This is a genomic window from Rubellimicrobium mesophilum DSM 19309, from assembly GCF_000600335.2.
Taxonomy (GTDB): domain Bacteria; phylum Pseudomonadota; class Alphaproteobacteria; order Rhodobacterales; family Rhodobacteraceae; genus Rubellimicrobium; species Rubellimicrobium mesophilum.
The window spans coordinates 23,954-43,417 of record NZ_KK088522.1 but is presented as its reverse complement, the minus strand read 5'-3'; the positions used below and the strand labels follow the sequence as shown (position 1 = coordinate 43,417).

General features: G+C 69.7%; 15 protein-coding genes and 1 pseudogene. 5 read left to right on the top strand and 11 right to left on the bottom strand.

The features are described from left to right. Window positions 1-44 precede the first annotated feature (44 nt). The 4 genes from RUMESO_RS01585 to RUMESO_RS01570 form a co-directional block, all read right to left on the bottom strand. A complete protein-coding gene (locus tag RUMESO_RS01585) occupies window positions 45-632 on the bottom strand; it encodes a DUF924 family protein (RefSeq protein WP_037277537.1) in 588 nt (195 codons plus the stop codon). Beyond that, entirely contained in the window at window positions 629-1,861 is a 1,233-nt protein-coding gene (locus RUMESO_RS01580; RefSeq protein ID WP_037277536.1) for an MFS transporter, read from the bottom strand. Before RUMESO_RS01580 ends, RUMESO_RS01585 begins: the two co-directional genes overlap by 4 nt. Window positions 1,862-1,939: 78 nt before the next feature. After that, on the bottom strand, window positions 1,940-2,983 hold the full coding sequence (gene queA, locus RUMESO_RS01575) for a tRNA preQ1(34) S-adenosylmethionine ribosyltransferase-isomerase QueA (protein ID WP_037277535.1): 1,044 nt from the start codon (window positions 2,981-2,983) through the stop codon (window positions 1,940-1,942). Window positions 2,984-2,992: 9 nt separating this feature from the next. Continuing rightward, window positions 2,993-6,379 (bottom strand): DUF3971 domain-containing protein, encoded by a 3,387-nt coding sequence (locus RUMESO_RS01570; RefSeq protein ID WP_156362585.1) that lies wholly within the window; start codon window positions 6,377-6,379, stop codon window positions 2,993-2,995. 129 nt (window positions 6,380-6,508) lie between these two features. Here RUMESO_RS01570 and RUMESO_RS01565 point away from each other — a divergent pair, with 129 nt between their 5' ends. The 3 genes from RUMESO_RS01565 (at window position 6,509) to RUMESO_RS01555 (ending at window position 9,026) form a co-directional block, all read left to right on the top strand. Then, window positions 6,509-6,994, top strand: coding sequence for a peroxiredoxin (locus RUMESO_RS01565; RefSeq protein WP_037277534.1), 486 nt, complete (start codon window positions 6,509-6,511; stop codon window positions 6,992-6,994). Window positions 6,995-7,222: 228 nt separating this feature from the next. After that, on the top strand, window positions 7,223-8,527 hold the full coding sequence (locus tag RUMESO_RS01560) for a M23 family metallopeptidase (RefSeq protein WP_245639104.1): 1,305 nt from the start codon (window positions 7,223-7,225) through the stop codon (window positions 8,525-8,527). Further along, the gene (locus tag RUMESO_RS01555) at window positions 8,517-9,026 is read left to right on the top strand and encodes a bactofilin family protein (protein ID WP_037277530.1); all 510 of its coding nucleotides are present in this window, start codon (window positions 8,517-8,519) and stop codon (window positions 9,024-9,026) included. The genes RUMESO_RS01560 and RUMESO_RS01555 overlap by 11 nt, the downstream gene beginning before the upstream one ends. Window positions 9,027-9,084: 58 nt before the next feature. On the opposite strand, the gene RUMESO_RS01550 is transcribed toward RUMESO_RS01555, so the two are convergent. From RUMESO_RS01550 to RUMESO_RS01535, 4 genes and pseudogenes are all read right to left on the bottom strand, one after another. Beyond that, complete coding sequence (locus RUMESO_RS01550) at window positions 9,085-9,879, bottom strand: DUF2189 domain-containing protein (protein WP_051520901.1); 795 nt, start codon at window positions 9,877-9,879, stop codon at window positions 9,085-9,087. Window positions 9,880-9,958: 79 nt separating this feature from the next. After that, window positions 9,959-10,276: a hypothetical protein gene (locus RUMESO_RS01545; protein ID WP_037277529.1), complete on the bottom strand. Its 318-nt coding sequence runs from the start codon at window positions 10,274-10,276 to the stop codon at window positions 9,959-9,961. 53 nt (window positions 10,277-10,329) lie between these two features. Further along, window positions 10,330-11,457, bottom strand: a complete 1,128-nt coding sequence (gene prfB, locus RUMESO_RS01540) for a peptide chain release factor 2 (protein ID WP_037277528.1) — start codon at window positions 11,455-11,457, stop codon at window positions 10,330-10,332. A gap of 63 nt (window positions 11,458-11,520) precedes the next feature. Then, window positions 11,521-14,029, bottom strand: a pseudogene (locus RUMESO_RS01535) (penicillin-binding protein 1A). Window positions 14,030-14,190: 161 nt separating this feature from the next. Here RUMESO_RS01535 and RUMESO_RS01530 point away from each other — a divergent pair. Beyond that, window positions 14,191-14,811, top strand: coding sequence for a class I SAM-dependent DNA methyltransferase (locus tag RUMESO_RS01530; RefSeq protein WP_037277527.1), 621 nt, complete (start codon window positions 14,191-14,193; stop codon window positions 14,809-14,811). Here the strand turns inward: RUMESO_RS01530 and RUMESO_RS01525 are convergent. Beyond that, the gene (locus RUMESO_RS01525) at window positions 14,808-16,010 is read right to left on the bottom strand and encodes an N-acetylmuramoyl-L-alanine amidase (protein WP_037277526.1); all 1,203 of its coding nucleotides are present in this window, start codon (window positions 16,008-16,010) and stop codon (window positions 14,808-14,810) included. The two genes, RUMESO_RS01530 and RUMESO_RS01525, sit on opposite strands and share 4 nt — an antisense overlap. Before the next feature lie 141 nt (window positions 16,011-16,151). Here RUMESO_RS01525 and RUMESO_RS01520 point away from each other — a divergent pair, with 141 nt between their 5' ends. Next, window positions 16,152-16,901 (top strand): DsbA family protein, encoded by a 750-nt coding sequence (locus RUMESO_RS01520; RefSeq protein WP_037277523.1) that lies wholly within the window; start codon window positions 16,152-16,154, stop codon window positions 16,899-16,901. Window positions 16,902-16,904: 3 nt separating this feature from the next. Here RUMESO_RS01520 and ispG read toward each other — a convergent pair whose 3' ends face one another. Continuing rightward, the gene (ispG, locus tag RUMESO_RS01515) at window positions 16,905-18,038 is read right to left on the bottom strand and encodes a flavodoxin-dependent (E)-4-hydroxy-3-methylbut-2-enyl-diphosphate synthase (protein WP_037277522.1); all 1,134 of its coding nucleotides are present in this window, start codon (window positions 18,036-18,038) and stop codon (window positions 16,905-16,907) included. Window positions 18,039-18,107: 69 nt separating this feature from the next. After that, window positions 18,108-19,460, bottom strand: a complete 1,353-nt coding sequence (locus tag RUMESO_RS01510) for a helix-turn-helix domain-containing protein (RefSeq protein ID WP_037277520.1) — start codon at window positions 19,458-19,460, stop codon at window positions 18,108-18,110. Window positions 19,461-19,464 lie beyond the last annotated feature (4 nt).

Below are 19,464 nucleotides of genomic sequence, written 5' to 3'. Positions count from 1 at the left end.
CGACTAGTAGTGCAAGCGAAGGGGCGCCGCCAGAGAGGGACGGCTCAGGCCGCCTCGGCACCCATCTCCTTCACCAGCGCGGGATAGCCGCCCCTGGCCAGGAACTCGGCCTCCTCGGGCGTGCTGGGGCGACGCAGGATCTCGTTGCGGGTCGGAAAGCGTCCGAATCGACGGATCTGCTCGCGGTGAGCGCGCGCGTGCAGGAGATACTCGGCCCCGAGCTCGGGCATGCGCGCCTTCGTCAGTCGGACGCAGCGGTCCTGGTCCACGAGGTTCTCGGAATGCTCGAGCGGCAGGTAGAAGAACACCCTTTCCCGCTCGGTCACCCGGAGATCCCAGTCGCGGTTGATCGCCGTCTTGGCGGCCGCCCGGGCGAGCGGGTCCGAGGCGAAGCTCCTCGGATCGCCCCGGAACATGTTGCGCGGGAACTGGTCGAGGAGGATGACATAGGCCAGCGCCTCGCGCGGGGTGGTGAGCCAAAGGCCGAGGCGCCCCTCCATCGCGGCCTCCCAGACGGGGAGGAAGCGGTCGCGCACCTTCCGGTCCAGCTCGTCTCCACCGCCGAACCATCCGTCCTCTCCGACCTCGTGGAGCCAGAAGTCCAGCACGTCCTTGGCACCGGGCAACATCATGCGACCTTCCTTTCGGTTACATCGGCGGCAACGGGGGTGGCGGCGGCGGGAATGGGCGTGAAGGTCGTCCTCTCGCCGACGATGGGCTTGCCTGGCGCGACGCGCATCCGCCACCAGGCATAGGCTGCGAGGGCGAGCATCACCACGGCGATGATCGTCCAGAAGCCCTGCGCCCCCATCACGTCCATCATCCATCCCACCACCAGGGGTCCGGCTATGGCGCCGAGCCCGTTGATGAACAAGAGCCCGGCCGAGGCGCCGGCCATGTCCTCGCGGTCAAGATAGTCGTTCGCGTAGGCGATGAGGAGCGCATAGAGGGGATTCGAGGTTCCTCCCACGACCGCCGCCGTCATCAGGATAAACCACAGGTGCGGCGGCAGCAGGATGGCCGCCAACGCCGTCCCGCCACCCAGGGCGGACAATCCCAGGATCAGCAAGCGCCGGTCGATCCGGTCCGAGAGCCAGCCGATGGGATACTGCGCCGCCATCGCCGCGATGTAGGTGAGCGAGACCATCCAGGTGATCTCGGCCTCGGTCAGGCCCGCGCGCGTGCCGTAGACGGCCGACATCCCGAACTGGGCGGAGAATACGCTGCCCAGGAGGAACATCCCGGCGCAGGCGAGCGGCGAGGCGGCGAGCAGCGTCTTGAGCTTCAGGGGCTTCGTCGTCGTGAACTCGGGGGTGGTCTGGGTGGCCGAGAGGAGCGCGGGCGCGAAGCTGAGGCTCACGAGGATGGAAGGGATAATGAAGATCGCGAATCCCGACACGTCGTTGAGCGAGATGAGCCATTGCGCAGTGATGATCCCGCCCATCTGCACGACCATGTAGAGCGACAGCGCCTTGCCCCGGTTCTCGTTCGAGGCGGCGGCGTTCAGCCAGGACTCGGCGGTGATGTAGACCCCGCAGTAGCAGAAGCCGATGGCCGCGCGGGCCAGGGCCCAGACCCAGGGCTCGGGCAGGATCGGGTAGAGGATCAGGATGGCCGAGATGCCGGAGCCCAGCGCCGAGAAGACGCGCACGTGCCCGACCCGCCGGATCAGGGTTGGCGCGAGGCGCGAGGCGAAGAGGAAGCCCACGAAGTAGGCCGACATCACGACCGAGATCTCGAGCGTCGTGAAGCTCTCGATCTCTCCGCGCAGGCCAAGGAGCGTCCCCTGGAGACCGTTGCCGATCATCAGGAGGTACATCCCGAGAAGGAGCGCCCAAGCGCTGGCGAGGACTTGCAGCATGGCCGTTCCTTGTTCCTGTCCCTGCCCCTACCATATTGCCGCGGCCCCACTCGCCTGAAGGCGACTCGCGCGCTCCGGTTAGCGGCCCTTGGGCAGAAGAAGCGAGGCGTCGCCGTACGAGAAGAAGCGGTAGCCCACGGCGATGGCGTGGTCGTAGACTTCGCGAATTCGGTCGAGGCCCAGCACGGCCGAGACCAGCATCATCAGCGTGGACCTCGGCAGGTGGAAGTTGGTCATCAGCCCGTCCGTCACCTGGAACTCGAAGCCCGGGGTGATGAAGATGTCGGTCTCGCCTCGCCAGGGCGCGATGGCGCCGCCTCGCGCGGCGGATTCGATCAACCGCAGCGCCGTGGTGCCGACCGGGATCACGCGTCCGCCTTCGCGCTTCGTCGCGGCGATCTGCTCGGCGGCGGCCTCGGTCACCTCGCCCCATTCGGCATGCATCTTGTGCTCGGCGATGTCATCGACCTTCACCGGCAGGAAGGTGCCGGCGCCGACGTGCAGCGTAACGTGGGTGAAGGCAATGCCACGCTTCCGTAGGGCGTCCAGCAGCGGCTCGTCGAAGTGGAGCGACGCGGTCGGCGCGGCGACGGCACCTTCGCGGGTGGCCCAGACGGTCTGGTAGTCCTCCCGGTCCTGCTCGTCCGGGGGACGCAGGGCCTCGATGTAGGGAGGCAGGGGCATCCGTCCGGCCTGGGCCAGCGCCACGGCGAAGGCCTCGGGCGAGAGGGTGAAGCGGAGGAGCCCCTCTTCGCCCTCGCGCCCTTCGAAGGTAGCAGAGAGGCCCTGCCCGAAGTCGATGGCCTCGCCTTCCCGGACCTTGCGGAGGGGCTTCAGGAGCGCCGTCCAGAGCCCCTCGCCCCGATCCGAGAGCAGCGTGGCCTCGATCCGCGCCACGGCCTCGCCGCGCCGGCGGGTGCCGGTGAGCCGCGCCGGGATCACCTTGGTGTCGTTGAGCACCAGCCGGTCGCCGGGCCGCAGCACCTCGGGCAGGTCCGAGACGCGCAGGTCCTCGATCGTGGAGGGCCCGGCCACGAGGAGGCGAGCGGAGGAGCGCGGCCGGGCAGGCCGTGTCGCGATCCGGTCGGGGGGCAGGTCGAAGTCGAAGTCCGAGAGCTTCATGCACCCCCGCTAGCGTGCGGGCTCCTCGGGGGCAACGGCCGGTGGCAGCCGGGGCACGCCACGGTGACGTCGCAGCAGGTCCCGCAGCGCGCCGGGGGCGAGCACGGATAGCGGGTTCACCCCGACCGCGGGCGCATCGGGATCGCCATTCAGGGTGAAGTTGAACCCTAGTAGCCCTTCGCCCGGCCGCGTCAGGATCGAGCCGATGCCGTTCAGGAGGTAGAGAGGCGACAGCACGCCTTGGAAGCTCATCAGGTAGTTCTCGGTGTCGAAGACCCCGGCCATCGAGATCCCCAGCCCCGCGCCCATGGCGCTCGCCCGGTTCACGGTGACCGCCGTCGGGTCGATGCGGAAATCGGCCGAGACCTCGTCGAAGAGGATCCCCTGCCCGCCGAGCTGCTGCAGGAGCCCGATCACCGACGCCGCATTGAGGAGCGAGGCCAGCACCGGGGCGTCGCGGACCTTGAGGTCGGTGATCCAGAGCTCGCCCGAGTAGCTCGCCTCGTCCACCGGCAGGATCAGGAGGTCGAGGGCGCCGCCCTCGGCGCGGGTGAAGAGGTTCGCGGCCTTCATCACGGCGCCGGCATCCTCGCCCTGGATGCGGGCGGCGACGCGGTCTCCCTGGGGAGCCACCCTCCCGGTCACCGGTGGTCCACCATTCACGAAGCCCGAGAATCGTCCCTCCAGCCCCGCCGTGGTCGAGAAGTCGCCGGCGAAATCCGTCAACGCGACGTCCTCGGTGACCTGCAGCCGGTCGAGCGCGACCTTGACCGGGCCACCGTCCCCGCTCCCGCCGCTCCCGAAGGCGGCGGCGGCGAGGTCCAGCGTCCCGCCCGAGACCTCCACGGCGGGGGTGTCGCTCCCCGGCCGTGCCGTCAGCGTCACCGGCGCGTCGAGCCAGTCTCCGACTTTCAGCCGTGAGATGCGGAGGCGGTCGAAGGCCCCCGCCCCGGTCAGCCGCAGGTCGCCCTCGGCCGAGAGGCCAGGGGCGGTGACGTCGATGCGGTCCACCTTGACGGGGCTCCCGAGGCTGCCCTCGACCAGCAGCTCGCCGCTGCGGCCCGCGCCCTTGGACCAGCCGATCTCGGGCACCGAGAGCGCCAGCCCCCCGAGCCCCGACCTGAGCGAGAAGGCCGGCGCCTTGCCGCTGGCGAAGTCCACGGTCAGATCACCTTGGCCTTCGCCCGAGACGCTGCCCTCGGGCAGGAGGATGCCGAACTCGTCCAGGACGCGCGGATTGATCTCGACCTGGGCCCGGACCTGCGACCGGCCCTTGTCCTCGGGCGCGAAGCCTTGCCGCCAGGAGCCCTCGACCCGGGCGGACCCCACGGTCGCAGGGCCGGCGATCTCGAGCCCGGCGGGCGTGACGGTCGCCGTAACGGCGTCCGAGCCCAGGGTGAACCCCGGAATCAGCAGGTCGGTGCTCACGTCGCGGAGAGTCGCGGCAACGTCGTAACGCAGCTCGCCCGGCTGCATGGTCCCGAGGAAGAGGTCGATGGTACCCGTGGCCTCGGCCCGCCCGTCGGCCAGCCTGACGGGCAGCCCGGCCGAGCTCAGGAACCGCCAGGGCGGCTGGTCCAGCAGCGACAGCGCCGCCGTGACCGGACCCCGGGCCGAAAGATCCACGGTCGCCGGGGACCGCCCATCGGGACCAGGCGGATGGATCGCGATGGCCGTGCCACCGATTTCGATCGGCCCACCCTCCGGCGCCTCGACCTGTCCCCTGTCGAGCGCCGCCGTGAAGACGCCGTCCTCCCAGGTCATGCGTCCGGACCCGCCGGTGATCGGCGGATGGGTCCAGAGCGGCTTCACGTCGAGCCCCGCGAAGTCCGCTGTGACCGCGATCCCCGGCGCATCTCCCGGGACGATCCGCAGCGCGGCGGCGAGGTTCCGCAGGGTGCCCGTCGTCAGGTTCGTGTCCAGCCAGGCGCGCAGGCCCGGCCGGAACCGTTCGGGCCAGAGCGCCATGATGCGGTCCCGCGCGATCTCGCCCAGATGGGCGTCGAGCGCCACGCGCCAGCCCTCCTCCGAGCCCGCGACTTGGCCGGACAGGTCGAGCCGGCTACCCTCCTCGCCGGGCAGGGCGAGGCTCGCCTGCGCGACATCCACCGTGAAGGGGTCGAGGCGGAGGCGGAACTGGGCGGTGGCCTCGGGCAGGTGCGCGGGGGCGTCGTAGAGGCCGGGCGGGTTCAGCGTCACGTCCCGCAAGGTGAACTGGCCCAGCAGCGCACGGGGCAAGCCCGCCTGGATCTCGCGCAGGTCGGCGCGGCCCGAGCCCAGCACGCCGCCCCAGTCGCTCCGCACCTCGACCCGGTCGAAGCGCACCGCCTGGGCGAGGGGATCGTAGGACAGGTAGGCACGGGCCACGTCGAAGCGCACGGGCTCCAGGCTCGGATGTGGGCGCAATTCCCCCTGGGCGATCTTGAGCGCCACGCTGGTCGGCCCCAGCGCCCCCTGTTCGTCGAGACTGGCCCGCAGCGCCATCGAGATCGGCGCGTCCACGACCCTGAGCCAGGTGAGCGCGGGACTCTGGCTCGCCACGTCGGCCGCAGCCACGTCCGTCACGATCACGTTGATGTCCGCCGCCGGACTCCCCCGAGGGCTCTCGTAGTCGATCCGGGCGCGCGTCACGTAGGACCGCCCCGAGAGGACCGAGACCTCGCCCGAGAGCCGGGTCATGCCGCCCGAGAGGTCGAGCCCGAGCGACCCGCCGTCCACGGTCCAGGTCCGCCCGACGCGCTCGTCCTGGTAGTTGACCACGAGGCCCTCGACCCGCACCTGCCGCAAGGCCGACAGGGCCGGCCGCTCGAAGAGCCGCTCGAACTGGTCGGGGAGCGAGGCCAAGCCCTCGGCCCGACCGACAGGCGGCCTTGGCCCCGGCGTCCCGAAGGCGAGATCGACGCGGCCGTCCCGCGCGCGCGACAGCGACAGCTCGGCGCCGTCCAGGTCGATCTCCTGCACGAGGAGGCGGTGCTCGAAGAGGAGTCCCCGGGGGGAGACCTGCATCGCGACGGACGGGACATGGGCCACGAGACGCCCCGCGCGGTCGCGGAGGGTCGCCCCGAGGAGGCGCACCTCGGGGTGGAGATCCGCCGGCACGCGCACGGTGATCGCCTCGAAGCGGAGCGCGCCCCCCCCGAGCGCCGAGGCCGCCGCCGCCTCGACCCGGTCGCGCACCCAGCTCGGGGCCGTGATCTCCTGCCCGACGAGGAGAAGAGGCGCGGCGAGGAGGAAGACGAGCGGTGCGAGCACCGTGACAAGGAGGACCCGAACCGACAGTCGCGTGCGGATGCCCAGCCGCGGCCCTGGGCGCGCGTCGCCGCTGGGACCGGGGGATGGCGCGTCGGGCTGGCGCGACGGCGGCGCACCCGCGCCGGGGCTCAGCGGCTCGGTCACGTGAAGGGTCATGGGATGAGAAACGGACCGCCGCGCATCCTGTCATCATCGCGCCACGTCCATGGGAAAGGAAGCAGCCAGGAGGTCACAGTCCTTGGCCAAAGGTCACGCCTGCGCGAAGAAGCGCCCATGACCGTCGCTCCCGGACAGCCCGCCCCGACCTTCACGCTGCCGCGCGACGGCGGCGGCACCGTCTCGCTGGCGGACCTGCGGGGCCGCCATGTCGTGCTGTTTTTCTACCCGAAGGACGACACCGCCGCCTGCACTCTCGAAGCGCAGGAGTTCACCGGCCTCCAGCCCCGGTTCGAAGCGGCTGGCGCGGCGGTTCTGGGAGTCTCCACCGGGACCGTCGCGGCCAAGGGCCGGTTCGTGAGGAAGGCAGGCCTGGGCATCCCCCTTCTTGCCGACGAGAAGGGCGAGACGCTCAGGGATTATGGAGTCTGGCAGGAGAAGACCATGTTCGGCAGAGCCTACATGGGCATCGTCCGCACGACCGTCCTGATCGACCCGGTGGGCGATGTCGCCCAAGTCTGGACCGTGAGGAAGGCGGAAGGCCACGCGCAGGAGGTACTCGGACACTTCGAGAGAATCGCAGGTTCGGCTCACGCCGGATAGCGGCGAGGCTGCCCCGCACGATCTGTGACCCATTTGCTTCACTCCTGTGACAAATGCGCAGAATTTAGTTCCCTGTGACCTTTCTGCTCGGCAGAATCTCGCCGCTCCCGGGCTGGATGACGCCTGTTGCGGCATGGACAGGGTCAAAGCTGTTGCGACGCGGGAGGACCACCGCTAGCCCAATCGCCGGGACAGCGGGCCACCAAGGCCCGGCAGGGAGGCGGATCATTGACCTCGCAAGTGATGCAGCGCGTGCACGCGGCCCTCGAACGCCGTTTTCCGGAACGACGCCTCTTCCTGAAATCCGAGGACCACACCCGCTTCATCCGCCTCAAGCCCGCGACGCAGCTCGTCGCCTGGACGGGCAGCACGATCTTCGTAGGCTGGACGACGGTTGCCACCGCGATCCTCCTCATGGACTCGATCGGCGCGGGCAACTTCCGGGCTCAGGCCGAGCGCGACAAGATGATCTACGAGGACCGGCTGAACGCGCTCTCGGCTGAGCGTGACCTCCGCGCGGAGGAGGCCGTCGCCGCACAGGACCGCTTCGCCGCCGCGCTCCAGCAAGTCTCCTCGATGCAGAGCGAGCTCCTGGCCTCGGAGGAGAGGCGCCGCGAGCTCGAGACTGGCCTCGGGGTCGTGCACGACACCCTGCGGCAGGCCATGACGGATCGGCAGGAGGCGCGCGAGCAGCTCGCCGCGCTGACCGCGCAGACCGACGCGCCGGGAGTGGACCCGGACGAGCTGACCGGCACCATCGATTTCGTGACCCAGGCCCTGGCCGAGACCGCGGCCGAACGCGACTCGCTCGAGGCCAAGGCCGAGTCGGCCGCGGAGCGTGCGAGCGACCTCGACCTCGAGCTGCGGCTGATGGACGAACGCAACGACGAGATCTTCGCCCAGCTCGAGGACGCCCTGACGATCTCGGTCGAGCCGCTCGACAACATGTTCCGCAGCGCGGGCCTGGACCCTGACGACCTGATCGACGAAGTCCAGAAAGGCTACGGCGGTCAGGGCGGCCCGCTGACCCCGATCCAGATGTCCACCATGGGCGCGCCCTCGCAGGACGACGCCACGCTGCGGGCCAACCGTATCCTGGACGAGCTCGACCGCATCAACCTTTATCGGATCGCCGTGGACCGCGTGCCTCTTAGCCTGCCGCTCCACGATGCGTTCCGTTACACTTCCGGCTTCAAGGTGCGCTGGGGGCGGATGCACGAGGGCGTGGACCTCGCCGGCCCGATCGGCACACCCGTCTATGCGACCGCCGAAGGTGTCGTGACCTTCGCTGGCTGGTCCTCGGGTTACGGCCGGCTCATCAAGGTCCAGCACGCCAACGGCATCGAGACGCGCTTCGGACACCTCAACGCGATCCGCGTGGAAGTCGGGCAAAGGGTCTCGCGCGGGGATAGGATCGGTGATATGGGCAACTCCGGACGCTCCACCGGGCCCCATCTCCACTACGAGATCCGGGTCAATGGCGAGCCTCTCGACCCCATGATCTACATCGGAGCAGGTGAGGATGTTCTCTAAGTCCAAGATCAACGAGCCGGGACCCGGCGCAGGCGTGCAGCCGCAGGCGACCCCCGCCCCGGCGCCCGCCACGGGAACGGCCGTCGGTCAGGCCGCCGACTACCGTCCCCAGGCCCCGAAGGCCAAGCCACCCGCGTCGATCCTGTCGACCGACCTGCACATCAAGGGCAACATCAAGACCACCGGCGACATCCAGATCGAGGGTCAGGTCGAGGGCGACATCCGCGCCCACCTTCTGACCGTCGGCGAGGGCGCCACCGTCCGGGGCGAGCTCGTGGCCGACGACGTGGTCATCAACGGCCGGATCATCGGCCGGGTGCGTGGCCTCAAGGTGCGCCTCACCTCCACCGCACGGGTCGAAGGCGACATCATCCACAAGACCATCGCGATCGAGTCCGGCGCCCACTTCGAAGGCTCAGTCCAGCGCCAGGAAGACCCCCTGAACGCCGCGACCAAGGTGCTGCCCAAGCCCTCCATGTCGGGCGAAGGCCAAGGCTGATCCGACCCGGCCTGCATGGATCGGGGCGCTGCGATCCGCTCGCGGCGCCCTTTCTCGTTCAGGAGAGTGCCCGGCGGTAGAGATGCCAGGTGGCATGGCCGAGCACGGGCAGCACGACCACGAGCCCCAGGAACCAGGGCACCAGCGCCAGGAGGGTCGTGACGGCGATCAGCAGCGCCCAGGCGCCCATCGTCACGGGATTCTGCGCGACGACGTTGAAGCTCAGGATCATGGCGCTCACGAAGTCCAGCTCGCGGTCGAGGAGGAGAGGCAGGCTCACCACCGTCAGCGCGTAGAGCAGGAAGGCCAGGACGCCGCCCACAGCGAACTCCACCGCGACCACGGTGAGGCCCTGCCGCGTCAGGAACGCGTCCCAGCCCGAGGAGACGTTGGTCATGGGCGAGAGGCCCATGAACAGGGCAAAGATCATATGGGCGAGGAAGGTGTAGAACAGGAAATAGATGACGATGATCGCTCCCGCCCAGGGGAGCTGCCTCGTCCGCTCCCTCCAGACGACGCCCAGGACACCCTCCCATGTCAGCCGCTCGCCCTGTTCGAGCCGACGGCTCACTTCGTAGAGGCCGGCTGCGGCGAAGGGCGGCACCAGGGGGAAGCCGAGCGAGACGGCGAGCGTCCAGACCACCGTTCCGGCGCCCAGCCAGACCATCAGGAAGCCGCCGAGCACGTAGACGGCGCTGAAGAACACTCCGAAGCGGGGGGCCGTCCTGAAGTCGAAAGCGCCCGCGCGCAATGCGTGGCCCAGATCGGCAAAGGTGACCGTGCCGATGTCGGGCAGCGACGACGCGACAAGATGCGCGTTTTCGGAGGGTGACGTGGCTTCGATCTCGATCATGCGGGGCTCCTCCCTCCACGCGGATGTTCGCGCGGAGGGAGGGTTCTGAGAAGCCCCTTTCGGGATCCTGATCCCGAGGTCAGGCCGGGCAGCCGATCCGCTGCCGGTCCTCGATCGCCGCCTGGCGCGCGACTTCGGTCGAGGCGGAGTCTTCGATCACGAGGGCCAGACGCTCGCACTCGCCCACCTGGCTCGGCTCGGCGAGTTGTGCCCGCAGGATGCCTTGCGGCGTGGTCGCGGTCGTCTGGATGTTGTCGGCCCCGACCTGGGTGTTCGTGCCGGACCCGATCGTGCCGGCATCTCCGGCCGTCTGGCCACCACCCATCATCATGGATTCATCGCATCCGGCGACGAGAAGAAGGGCGGGAACGGCGAGATAGGAAAGACGAAGTTGCATGTGCATGGCCTCCTTGGCGTTTAAGCGAGGAGCTAGAGGCCTTTACGTTTACGTCAATCCTCCGCGAGGGCTTCGGCTCGGCTCTTTCCCGCGACATCCTGCGCAAGGGTCGCCGCCATGAAGGCGTCGAGGTCGCCGTCGAGCACGCCCTGCGTGTCCGAGGTCTCGTAGCCGGTGCGCAGGTCCTTCACCATCTGGTAGGGCTGGAGCACGTAGGACCGGATCTGGTTGCCCCATCCGGCCTCGCCCTTGGCCTCGTGCGCGGCGTTGATGGCCGCATTCCGCTTGTCGAGCTCCATCTGGTAGAGCCGCGATTTCAGCGCCTGCATGGCAATGTCGCGGTTCTGGTGCTGCGACTTGAGCGACGACGTCACCACGATCCCGGTCGGGAAGTGGGTGATCCGCACGGCCGAGTCGGTCTTGTTGACGTGCTGCCCGCCGGCGCCCGAGCTGCGGAAGGTGTCGATGCGGATGTCCTTGTCCTGCACGTCGATCTCGATGGAATCGTCCACCACCGGATAGACCCACACGCTCGCGAAGGAAGTCTGGCGCTTGTCGCCCGAGCCGAAGGGGCTGATCCGCACGAGCCGGTGCACGCCCGACTCGCTCTTGAGCCAGCCATAGGCGTTGTGGCCCATGATCTTGTAGGACGCGGACTTGATCCCCGTCTCCTCGCCCGCCGTCTCGGACTCGAGTTCCACCTTGTAGCCATGCGCCTCGGCCCAGCGGACATACATCCGGGCGAGCATCGCGGCCCAGTCGCAGCTCTCGGTGCCGCCCGCGCCGGCGTTGATCTCGAGGAAGGTGTCGTTCGCGTCCGCCTCGCCGTCGAGCAGGGCCTCGAGCTCCTTCCCGGCGGCCCGCTCCTTCAGCGCCCGCAGCGCGGCCTCGGCGTCGGCGACGATCCCCTCGTCGCCCTCCATCTCTCCCATCTCGATCAGCTCGACGTTGTCGTTGAGATCGCGCTCCATGGCCTCGACGCCGGTCAGCTTGTCGAGCAGCACCTGCCGGTCGCGCATGAGCTTCTGCGCCGCCTCGGGATCGTTCCAGAGCGTCGGGTCCTCGACGCGGGCGTTGAACTCCTCCAGGCGGTGCCGGGCCGTCTCGCGGTCCATCCGCCGGCTCACGAGCTCGATGGAGCCCCGGATGGAGTCGACGACGTTCTGCGTCTCGGTGCGCATGGAAAATCCTCTCGCGGAATCCGCTGGCTCATATCCCGCCCACATGGGGGCGGCAAGGCGGGCCTAGTAGAGCCCGCCCGAGGAGATTGTCCCGAAGCTCGCGTTCCCCTCGCCCACCGTCGCGGTCTGGCCGGTTGAGGTGGTGACATTGCGCGAGGCCGAGCGAACCTCCTCGACCAGCGGCAGGTCGCCCGAGACCTCGAAGCCGCCGTCGAAGGTCACGCCGAAGACCGGCTCCTCGCCGGCGCGGAAGCACTCGGACTGGACGTTGTCGCCCGTCGCGTCGTCGGACAGGCGCGCGCCCGAGAAGCGGTCGATGTTGATGAAGCTGCACCCCTCGGGGACCGGGAACTCGCTGCCGCCGAAGCGGTCCACCACGGGCTTCATGAACTCCTGGAACACCGGCGCGCAGACGCCCCCGCCCGAGGCCCCGCCCATGGAGCGCGGCGTGTCGTAGCCGATGTAGCAGCCCGCGACGATGTTCGAGGAGAAGCCGATGAACCAGACGTCCTTGGCCTCGTTGGTGGTCCCGGTCTTGCCGGCGATGGGCACGGGCAGGTCGATGGCCTTGGCGGCCGTGCCGCGCCGGACCACGCCCTCGAGCATCGAGGTCAGCTCGTAGGCGGTCACCGCGTTCATGATGCGCGTGCGGTGGCTCTCGATGTGGGGCCCCTCGCCGGGCGGGAGGCTCGGGTCCGCGCAGTCGGTGCAGACGCGCTGGTCGTGCCGGTAGATCGTGTTGCCGTAGCGGTCCTGGATGCGGTCCACGAGCGTGGGCTCCACCCGCTCGCCGCCGTTGGCGAACATGGCGTAAGCGGCGACCATGCGGAACAGGGTCGTCTCCTGAGAGCCCAGAGCGTTCGACAGGTAGGGGTTCATGTCGTCGTAGACGCCGAACCGTTCGGCGTACTCCGCGACGGTCTCCATGCCGATCTCCTGCGCGAGGCGGATCGTCATCAGGTTCCGCGACTGTTCGATCCCGGTCCGAAGCGGCGTCGGCCCGTAGTATTCGCCGCTCGCGTTCTGGGGCTGCCAGAGCCCGTCGGGCGTGTTGATCTCGATGGGCGCGTCCACCACGATGGTGGCGGGCGTGTAGCCCGAATCCAGCGCCGCCGCGTAGACGAAGGGCTTGAAGGCGGAGCCCGGCTGCCGTCGCGCCTGCGTCGCGCGGTTGAAGACCGAGGCCTGGTAGCTGAACCCCCCCTGCATGGCGAGGACGCGCCCGGTGTTCACGTCCATGGCCATGAAGGCGCCTTCGACCTCGGGCACCTGCCGCAGGGTCCAGTTCAGGAAGGCGCCGTCATCCCCCGTCTTCTCGCGGACCAGCACCACGTCGCCCACGTCGAAGTTGTCGTCGAAGTTGCCGGGGATCCAGTCGATGTCCGACCGGGGCACCACCGGGTCCTCCGCGTGCTCCCCCTCGATCCCGAGCCGCATCTGCTGGTCGCCGATCTCCAGCACCACGGCCGGGTACCACTGGCCGTCCAGCGTGATGTCGCGCGGAGCGTCGGTGTCGGCCAGAGCCTGCCGCCAGGTCGCCTCGTCTGCCAGCGACTCCGGCGGCAGCTTGGTCACGACCCCGTGCCATTTCCCCTGCCCCCGGTCGAAGTTCTCCAGCGCCCGTTGGAGCGCGTGGGCCCGCATCCAACTGGAGCTCCGGGTCCACGGTCGCGCGGATCGCGTAGCCGCCCGAGGCGAACTGCTCGTCCCCGAAGCTCTCGGAGAGCTGGCGACGGATCTCGTCGGTGAAGTAGTCGCGCGGCGGCAGCTCCGCACGGAAGCTCTCGTAGTCGCCGGACTGCACGCTCCTGAGCGGCAGGCCAGCCTCCACCTCGGCGGTCTGCTGGTCGATGTAGCCGTCCTCGGCCATGCGTCGCAGCACGTAGTTCCGCCGCGCCACCGCGTCGTCGTAGTCGCGCACCGGGTGGAGGTTCCCCGGCCGTTGCGCCAGCGCCGCGAGGTAGGCGGCCTCGCCGGGAGTCAGGTCGGTGAGCGGCTTGTTGAAATAGGTCTGGGCCGCGGCGGTGATGCCGTAGGAATTCTGGCCCAGGAAGATCTCGTTGAGGTAGAGCTCGAGGATGTCCTCCTTGCTCATCGCCCTCTCGATGCGCACGGCGAGGATCAGCTCCTTGATCTTGCGTTCCGCCGTGCGGTCGGCCGAGAGCAGGAAGTTCTTCATCACCTGCTGCGTGATGGTCGATGCCCCGCGCATGTCGTGGCCGCGCGACCGCACGGCCTCCACGGCGGCGGCGGCCATGCCGCGGATGTCGAAGCCGGGATGGGTGTAGAAGTTCTGGTCCTCGGCCGAGACGAAGGCGTGCTTGACGAGGTCCGGGATCTCCTCGGACGGGGTGAAGAGCCGTCGTTCGGTGGCGAACTCGTCGATGATCCGGCCTTCGCCGCTATAGACGCGGCTGATCGTTCGCGGCGTATACTGCTGCAGAACCTCGATGGAGGGGAGATCCCGGCCATACATGTAGAACACCGCCCCCAGCGTGACGGCGCCCATCGCGAGGCCCAGGGTCAGCATCGAGAAGACGCCCCCGAGGAAGGACATGACGAATCGCAGCAAGGGGCCCGTCCAAGCAGCCAGAGGAACGCACCGCTTATAGGGGTGCTGCCCCTCGCGGTCAAAAGCCGATGGCCCTATGTCGGCGCCATGACGCCCGCCGGCCCTTCACGAGGGCGTGGGGGCAGAACACCGCCGCGCCGCGCGCCAAGGAAAGACGAGTGATGAAGCCCGAGCCCAAGAAGCCCGAGGACGTGATCCCGACCTACGACCGCGAGGGGGCCCAGTGGGCCCAGTCGCGCGATCGCCGCCTGACCGAGAGGCCCTGGCTCGACCGCGCCCTCGCGGTGGCGCCGCATCCCAAGGGCCGTAAGCGCGTCCTCGACCTCGGCTGCGGCGCCGGGCGGCCCATCGCGGAATACCTCCTCGACCGGGGCTGCATGGTCACGGGGGTGGACGCCTCGCGCCCGATGATCGAGCTCTTCGCCAAGGTCGTGCCCCGCGCGATCGCGCTCCACGCGGACATGCGGGGGCTCAAGCTCAGCGAGACCTTCGACCTCATCCTTGCTTGGGACAGCTTCTTCCATCTGCCGCCCGACGACCAGCGGGCGATGTTCCGCACCTTCGCCGACCTCGCGGGTCCCGGCGCGGCGCTCCTCTTCACCTCGGGGCCCCACGCCGGAGAGGCCACGGGTCGCGTCGGGGACTCGGACGTCTACCACGCGAGCCTCGACCCGGGCGAATACAGCGCGCTGCTCGACGACGCGGGCTTCGACGTCCTGGGCTACTGGCCCGAGGAGCCCGCCTGCGAGGGGCATACGATCTGGCTCGCGCGGCGGCGCTAACGGGTGAGCGGCTCCGGCCGCCCGGCCTCCTCGGCCGCCCACCTTGTCAGCGCCGCGACGATTCCCCGCACGATCGGCGCCCGCCCGCCGGGCGTCGAGAGCCGCCCCCGGTCGCCCGCATCCGACAGGAAGCCGGTCTCGAGGAGCACGCTCGGAAAGTCCGCCGCGTTCAGCACCGCAAGCGGCGCCTGCCGCAGCGCATGGTCGTTCAGGGCCGCGCCCGCCTTGGGCAGCTCCCGCGCCAACGCCTGGGCCAGGCGGCGCGACGCCGGAACGGTACCGGCGCGCGCCAGGTCCATGAGGGCCGTCGCCACCGCGTCGTCCTCCCCCCGGAGGTCCAGCCCGGCGAGCAGGTCGCTGCCCTGGTGCCGCTCCACCATCTTGCCCGAGGCCTCGCCCACCGCCTCGTCCGTCAGCGTATAGACCGACGCCCCGGAGGCATCCTCCTCCTTGAGGGCGTCCGCGTGCAGCGACACCAGCACGTCCGCCCCCGCAGCCCGCGCCAGTGTCATCCGCTCCTGAAGCGGCACGAAGCTGTCCTCCTCTCGCGTCAGCACCGGGACCACGCCGGCGCCCTCCAGTGCCTCGGCCAGCTCCTCGGCCAACGCGAGCATCAGGTCCGCCTCCTTGAGACCCGCGCGCTCGGCACCGGGATCGACGCCGCCATGGCCCGGGTCGATGGCCACGACGAAGGTCCCGTCCGCCGGCGGCGCGGCCGGCGGGGAGGCCAGAGCCGGCTCCTGCGACGGCGGGGCCGCCGCCGAAGCCGCGAAGCTCTCGTCGTCCGTCACCTCCAGGACCAGATGGAGCCTCGCCGACGAGCCCCCTTCCGCGACCGTCATGCCAGCCTCGGTCACGGCGAGAGCGCGGCCGAGCTCCACCTCCAGGCGCGCCCAGCCGGACGTCCCTTCGCCCAGCGTCAGTCCCGTCGCGTTGTCGCCCAGGAGGAGACTGTCGGTTTCCACGCCCGCCCAGTCGACACCCCGCACCTCGACCACGAGCCGCCTGGGGCTGTCGAGCGTGAAGACCCGCCAGGGCACCGCGCGGCTCAGGACGAGGCTCAGCTCGATCCCTCGCCAGCGGTCGTCGATCCAGCTTTCCGCCGGGTCGAGCCTCGCCGGAGCCTCCTGAGCCAGGAGCGGTTGCCCAACCAGGACGAGGGTCAGGAGCACCCCCTTCGCGACGGCTCCGATTCCCATGCACCCTCCTTCGTCCGGCAGCAGCCCAGTCCCACGGGCGGGCCGGGACCATGCCTCAAGCCTGCGTGAGCCGCAGCCCGGCCCTTGGAAATTCGGGCCCGTTGTGCGCAGATCGCCACAGACCGGACCGGAGACCCGCCGATGCCCTTGCGCCACCTCGCCCTTGCCGCCCTGCTCGTCGGCACCGCCCTGCCCGCCCACGCGCTGGACCTGAACGCGATGACGGACGAGGAGCGGGAGGCCTTCCGGGCCGAGGTGCGCAGCTACCTCCTCGAGAACCCGGAGGTCCTGACCGAGGCGATCTCGGTCCTCCAGCAGCGCGAGCAGGAGCAGCAGATCGAGGCCGACGAGGCCCTCGTCCGGCAGAACATGGACGCCATCGCCAACGACGGCCACTCCTGGGTCGGCGGCAACCCCGATGGCGACGTGACGGTGGTCGAGTTCATGGACTACCGCTGCCACTATTGCCGACAAGCCTTCCAGGAGGTCGAGGACCTCGTGTCCGGCGACGGAAACGTCCGCTTCATCCTCAAGGAATTCCCGATCCTCGGCCCGCAGAGCGACCTATCCTCTCGCTTCGCGATCGCCGTGCAGCAGCTCCATGGAGCGGACGTCTACAAGGACGTCCACGACGCGCTGATGCTCCTGCAGGCCGATGCCGACGAGGGCTCCCTCACCAAGCTCGCCGAGAGCTTCGACCTCGACCCCGCTCCCATCTTCGACCGCATGGACTCGCCCGAGGTCCAAGCGGTGATCGACGAGAACCATGCCCTCGCCCAGACGCTCGGAATCTCGGGCACGCCGACCTTCGTCTTCGGCGACCAGATGGTGAGGGGCTATGTGCCCCTGAACTTGATGCAGGGCATCGTCGAGGAGGAGCGGGCGGGCTAGGCCCTACTCCGCCGCTTGAGCTTGGGCCGCCCGCGCGGCCTCCAGCTCCGCCGCCTTGGCCTCGACCTGCTCGACGATGTGGTCGACCATCCGGTCGTTGTCCATGCGGTGGCTCTGCTTGCCGGCGAGGTAGACCATCCCGTGCCCGGCCCCGCCGCCGGTAAAGCCGACGTCGGTCATCAGCGCTTCGCCCGGCCCGTTCACCACGCAGCCGATGATCGACAGCGACATCGGCGTCTTGATATGGGCGAGCCGCTTCTCCAGCACCTCGACCGTCTTGATGACATCGAAGCCCTGCCGCGCGCAGGACGGGCAGGAGATGATCTGCACCCCCCGGTGCCGCAGGCCCAGCGACTTCAGGATCTCGTAGCCGACGCGCACCTCCTCGACCGGGTCGGCGCTCAGCGATACCCGGATCGTGTCTCCGATTCCCATCCAGAGGAGGAAGCCGAGGCCCACCGCGCTCTTGACCGTGCCGGTCATCAGCCCGCCGGCCTCGGTGATCCCCAGATGCAGCGGGGCGTCCGTGACCTCGGCCAGTGCCTGATAGGCGGCGGCGGCCAGGAACACGTCCGAGGCCTTCACGCTGATCTTGAACTCGTGGAAGTCGAGGTCCTGCAGGAGCTTGATGTGATCCAGCCCCGACTGCACCATCGCCTCCGGGCAGGGCTCGCCATACTGCTCCAGCAGGTGCCGCTCCAGCGACCCGGCGTTGACCCCGATGCGCATGGAGCAGCCGTGATCGCGCGCGGCCTTCACCACCTCGCGCACGCGCTCGGGGCTGCCGATGTTGCCGGGGTTGATCCGCAGGCAGGCCGCGCCCGCCTCGGCGGCCTCGATGGCGCGGCGGTAGTGGAAATGGATGTCCGCCACGATCGGCACGGGCGAGCCGCGCACGATCTCACGCAGGGCGCGCGTCGACTCCTCGTCGGGCGTGGAGACGCGGACGATGTCCGCCCCCGCCTCCGCCGCCGCGAGGACCTGGCCCAGGGTGCCCGCCACGTCGGTCGTGAGGGTGTTGGTCATCGTCTGGACGGAAATCGGAGCCCCGCCCCCGACCGGCACGTTCCCGACCATGATCCGGCGCGAGGGGCGCCGGTCGATGTTGCGCCAGGGGCGGACAGGATTGAGGGACATGCGCAGCCTCCGACAGGGACGCGCGACACCTAATCGCGCGCGTCCTGCCCTGCAACCGGGCGCGTTGCCTCACTCGGTCAGGGCGGGGTCCTCGGGCTCAGCCGGCGCGACCTCGACTCCGGGCATGGTCCGGGCCTGCGCCTGCTCTGCCGAGGCGACAGCCACGTATTCTGCCAGCTTCTCGTCCTGCGCGGGGTCGGCGGCGGCATAGCTGGTCGTGATCGTCTCGGCCGAGAGAGCGACGCCGGACGTGACCGCACCGTCGTCGCCCACCGGGCCATAGGGCACGCCGTTCACCGCCATGTAGAGCGCACCCGAATCGCCGACACGAAGCTTGGCCGGCTCCACGGTCGCCGGCAGCTCGAAAGTGTCGCCCGGCTTCAGGATGCCCTCGAAGATCACCGAGCCATCCGGCGCATTCACGCGCACCCAGGCGTCGCGCGCGGCGACCAGCTCCAGCTTTGGGGCGGGCCCGGTCGTCACCTGCACGGCGTCCGGATCCGCCGGCATCGGCCCCAGGACGCTGGCCAGCGCCTCTTCGACACCGGTCGGGTCGGCCGCAGCCGAAGGCGGAGCCGGCGGCCCGTAGACCTGCGTTGCGGCGACGTTCACCGTGGCCTCCGGCGCGACCGAAGCACCTGCCGACGTGGGCGCGGGGATCGTCCCCACCGAAGCCGGATCGAGCGCCGCGATGGGTCCGTCGCGCGGGACAAGCACGGGCACGTCCAGCGCCTCGGGCTGGTAGAGCCGATCCAACGCCTCGGCCGAGGGCACCACGATCGACGCGAATTGCGGATCCTCGGCCTCGGGCTTGGCGCCGCCAGCGAGGGGATCGACCTCCGCCACGACGGTTGGCGCCTGCTCCACCGGAGCGAAGGTCACCTTCTGAATCTCGCGCAGCACGGTCCAGCCGCCATAGCCCAGTCCGGCCAGGAGCGCCACGAGCACGAGGACCGAGCCCACGGCACGCGGCTCGACATTGGCCAGGAAGCCCTCGCCGGCCGGCAGGAACGGACCACCCTGGATCGCGAAGATCTCCTTCCCGAGCCCGGTGTCGGCGACCTTCTCCTCTCGCGGGCCGCGACCCGCCGACGACATAGGCGCCCCGCTGGGGGTCGCGAAGCCGGACTCCCTGCAGAAGGTCTCGAAGGCCCAGTCCGGGTCCATGTTGAGGTAACGCGCATAGGACCGCACGTAACCCGCTATGAATCCAGGGGTATCGAACGCCGACGGATCGGCGTTCTCGATCGCGGCGATGTAGGCGGCCTTGATCTTGAGTTCGCGCTGGATGTCGAGGAGCGACTTGCCCATCGTCGCGCGCTCGCCCCGCATGAGATCGCCCAATCGCAACTCGAAGGCGTCGAACCCTCTCTGGTCCGCCTCTTCCACAGCCTTGGTGCGCAGATAGCCCCGCCCGATCATCAGG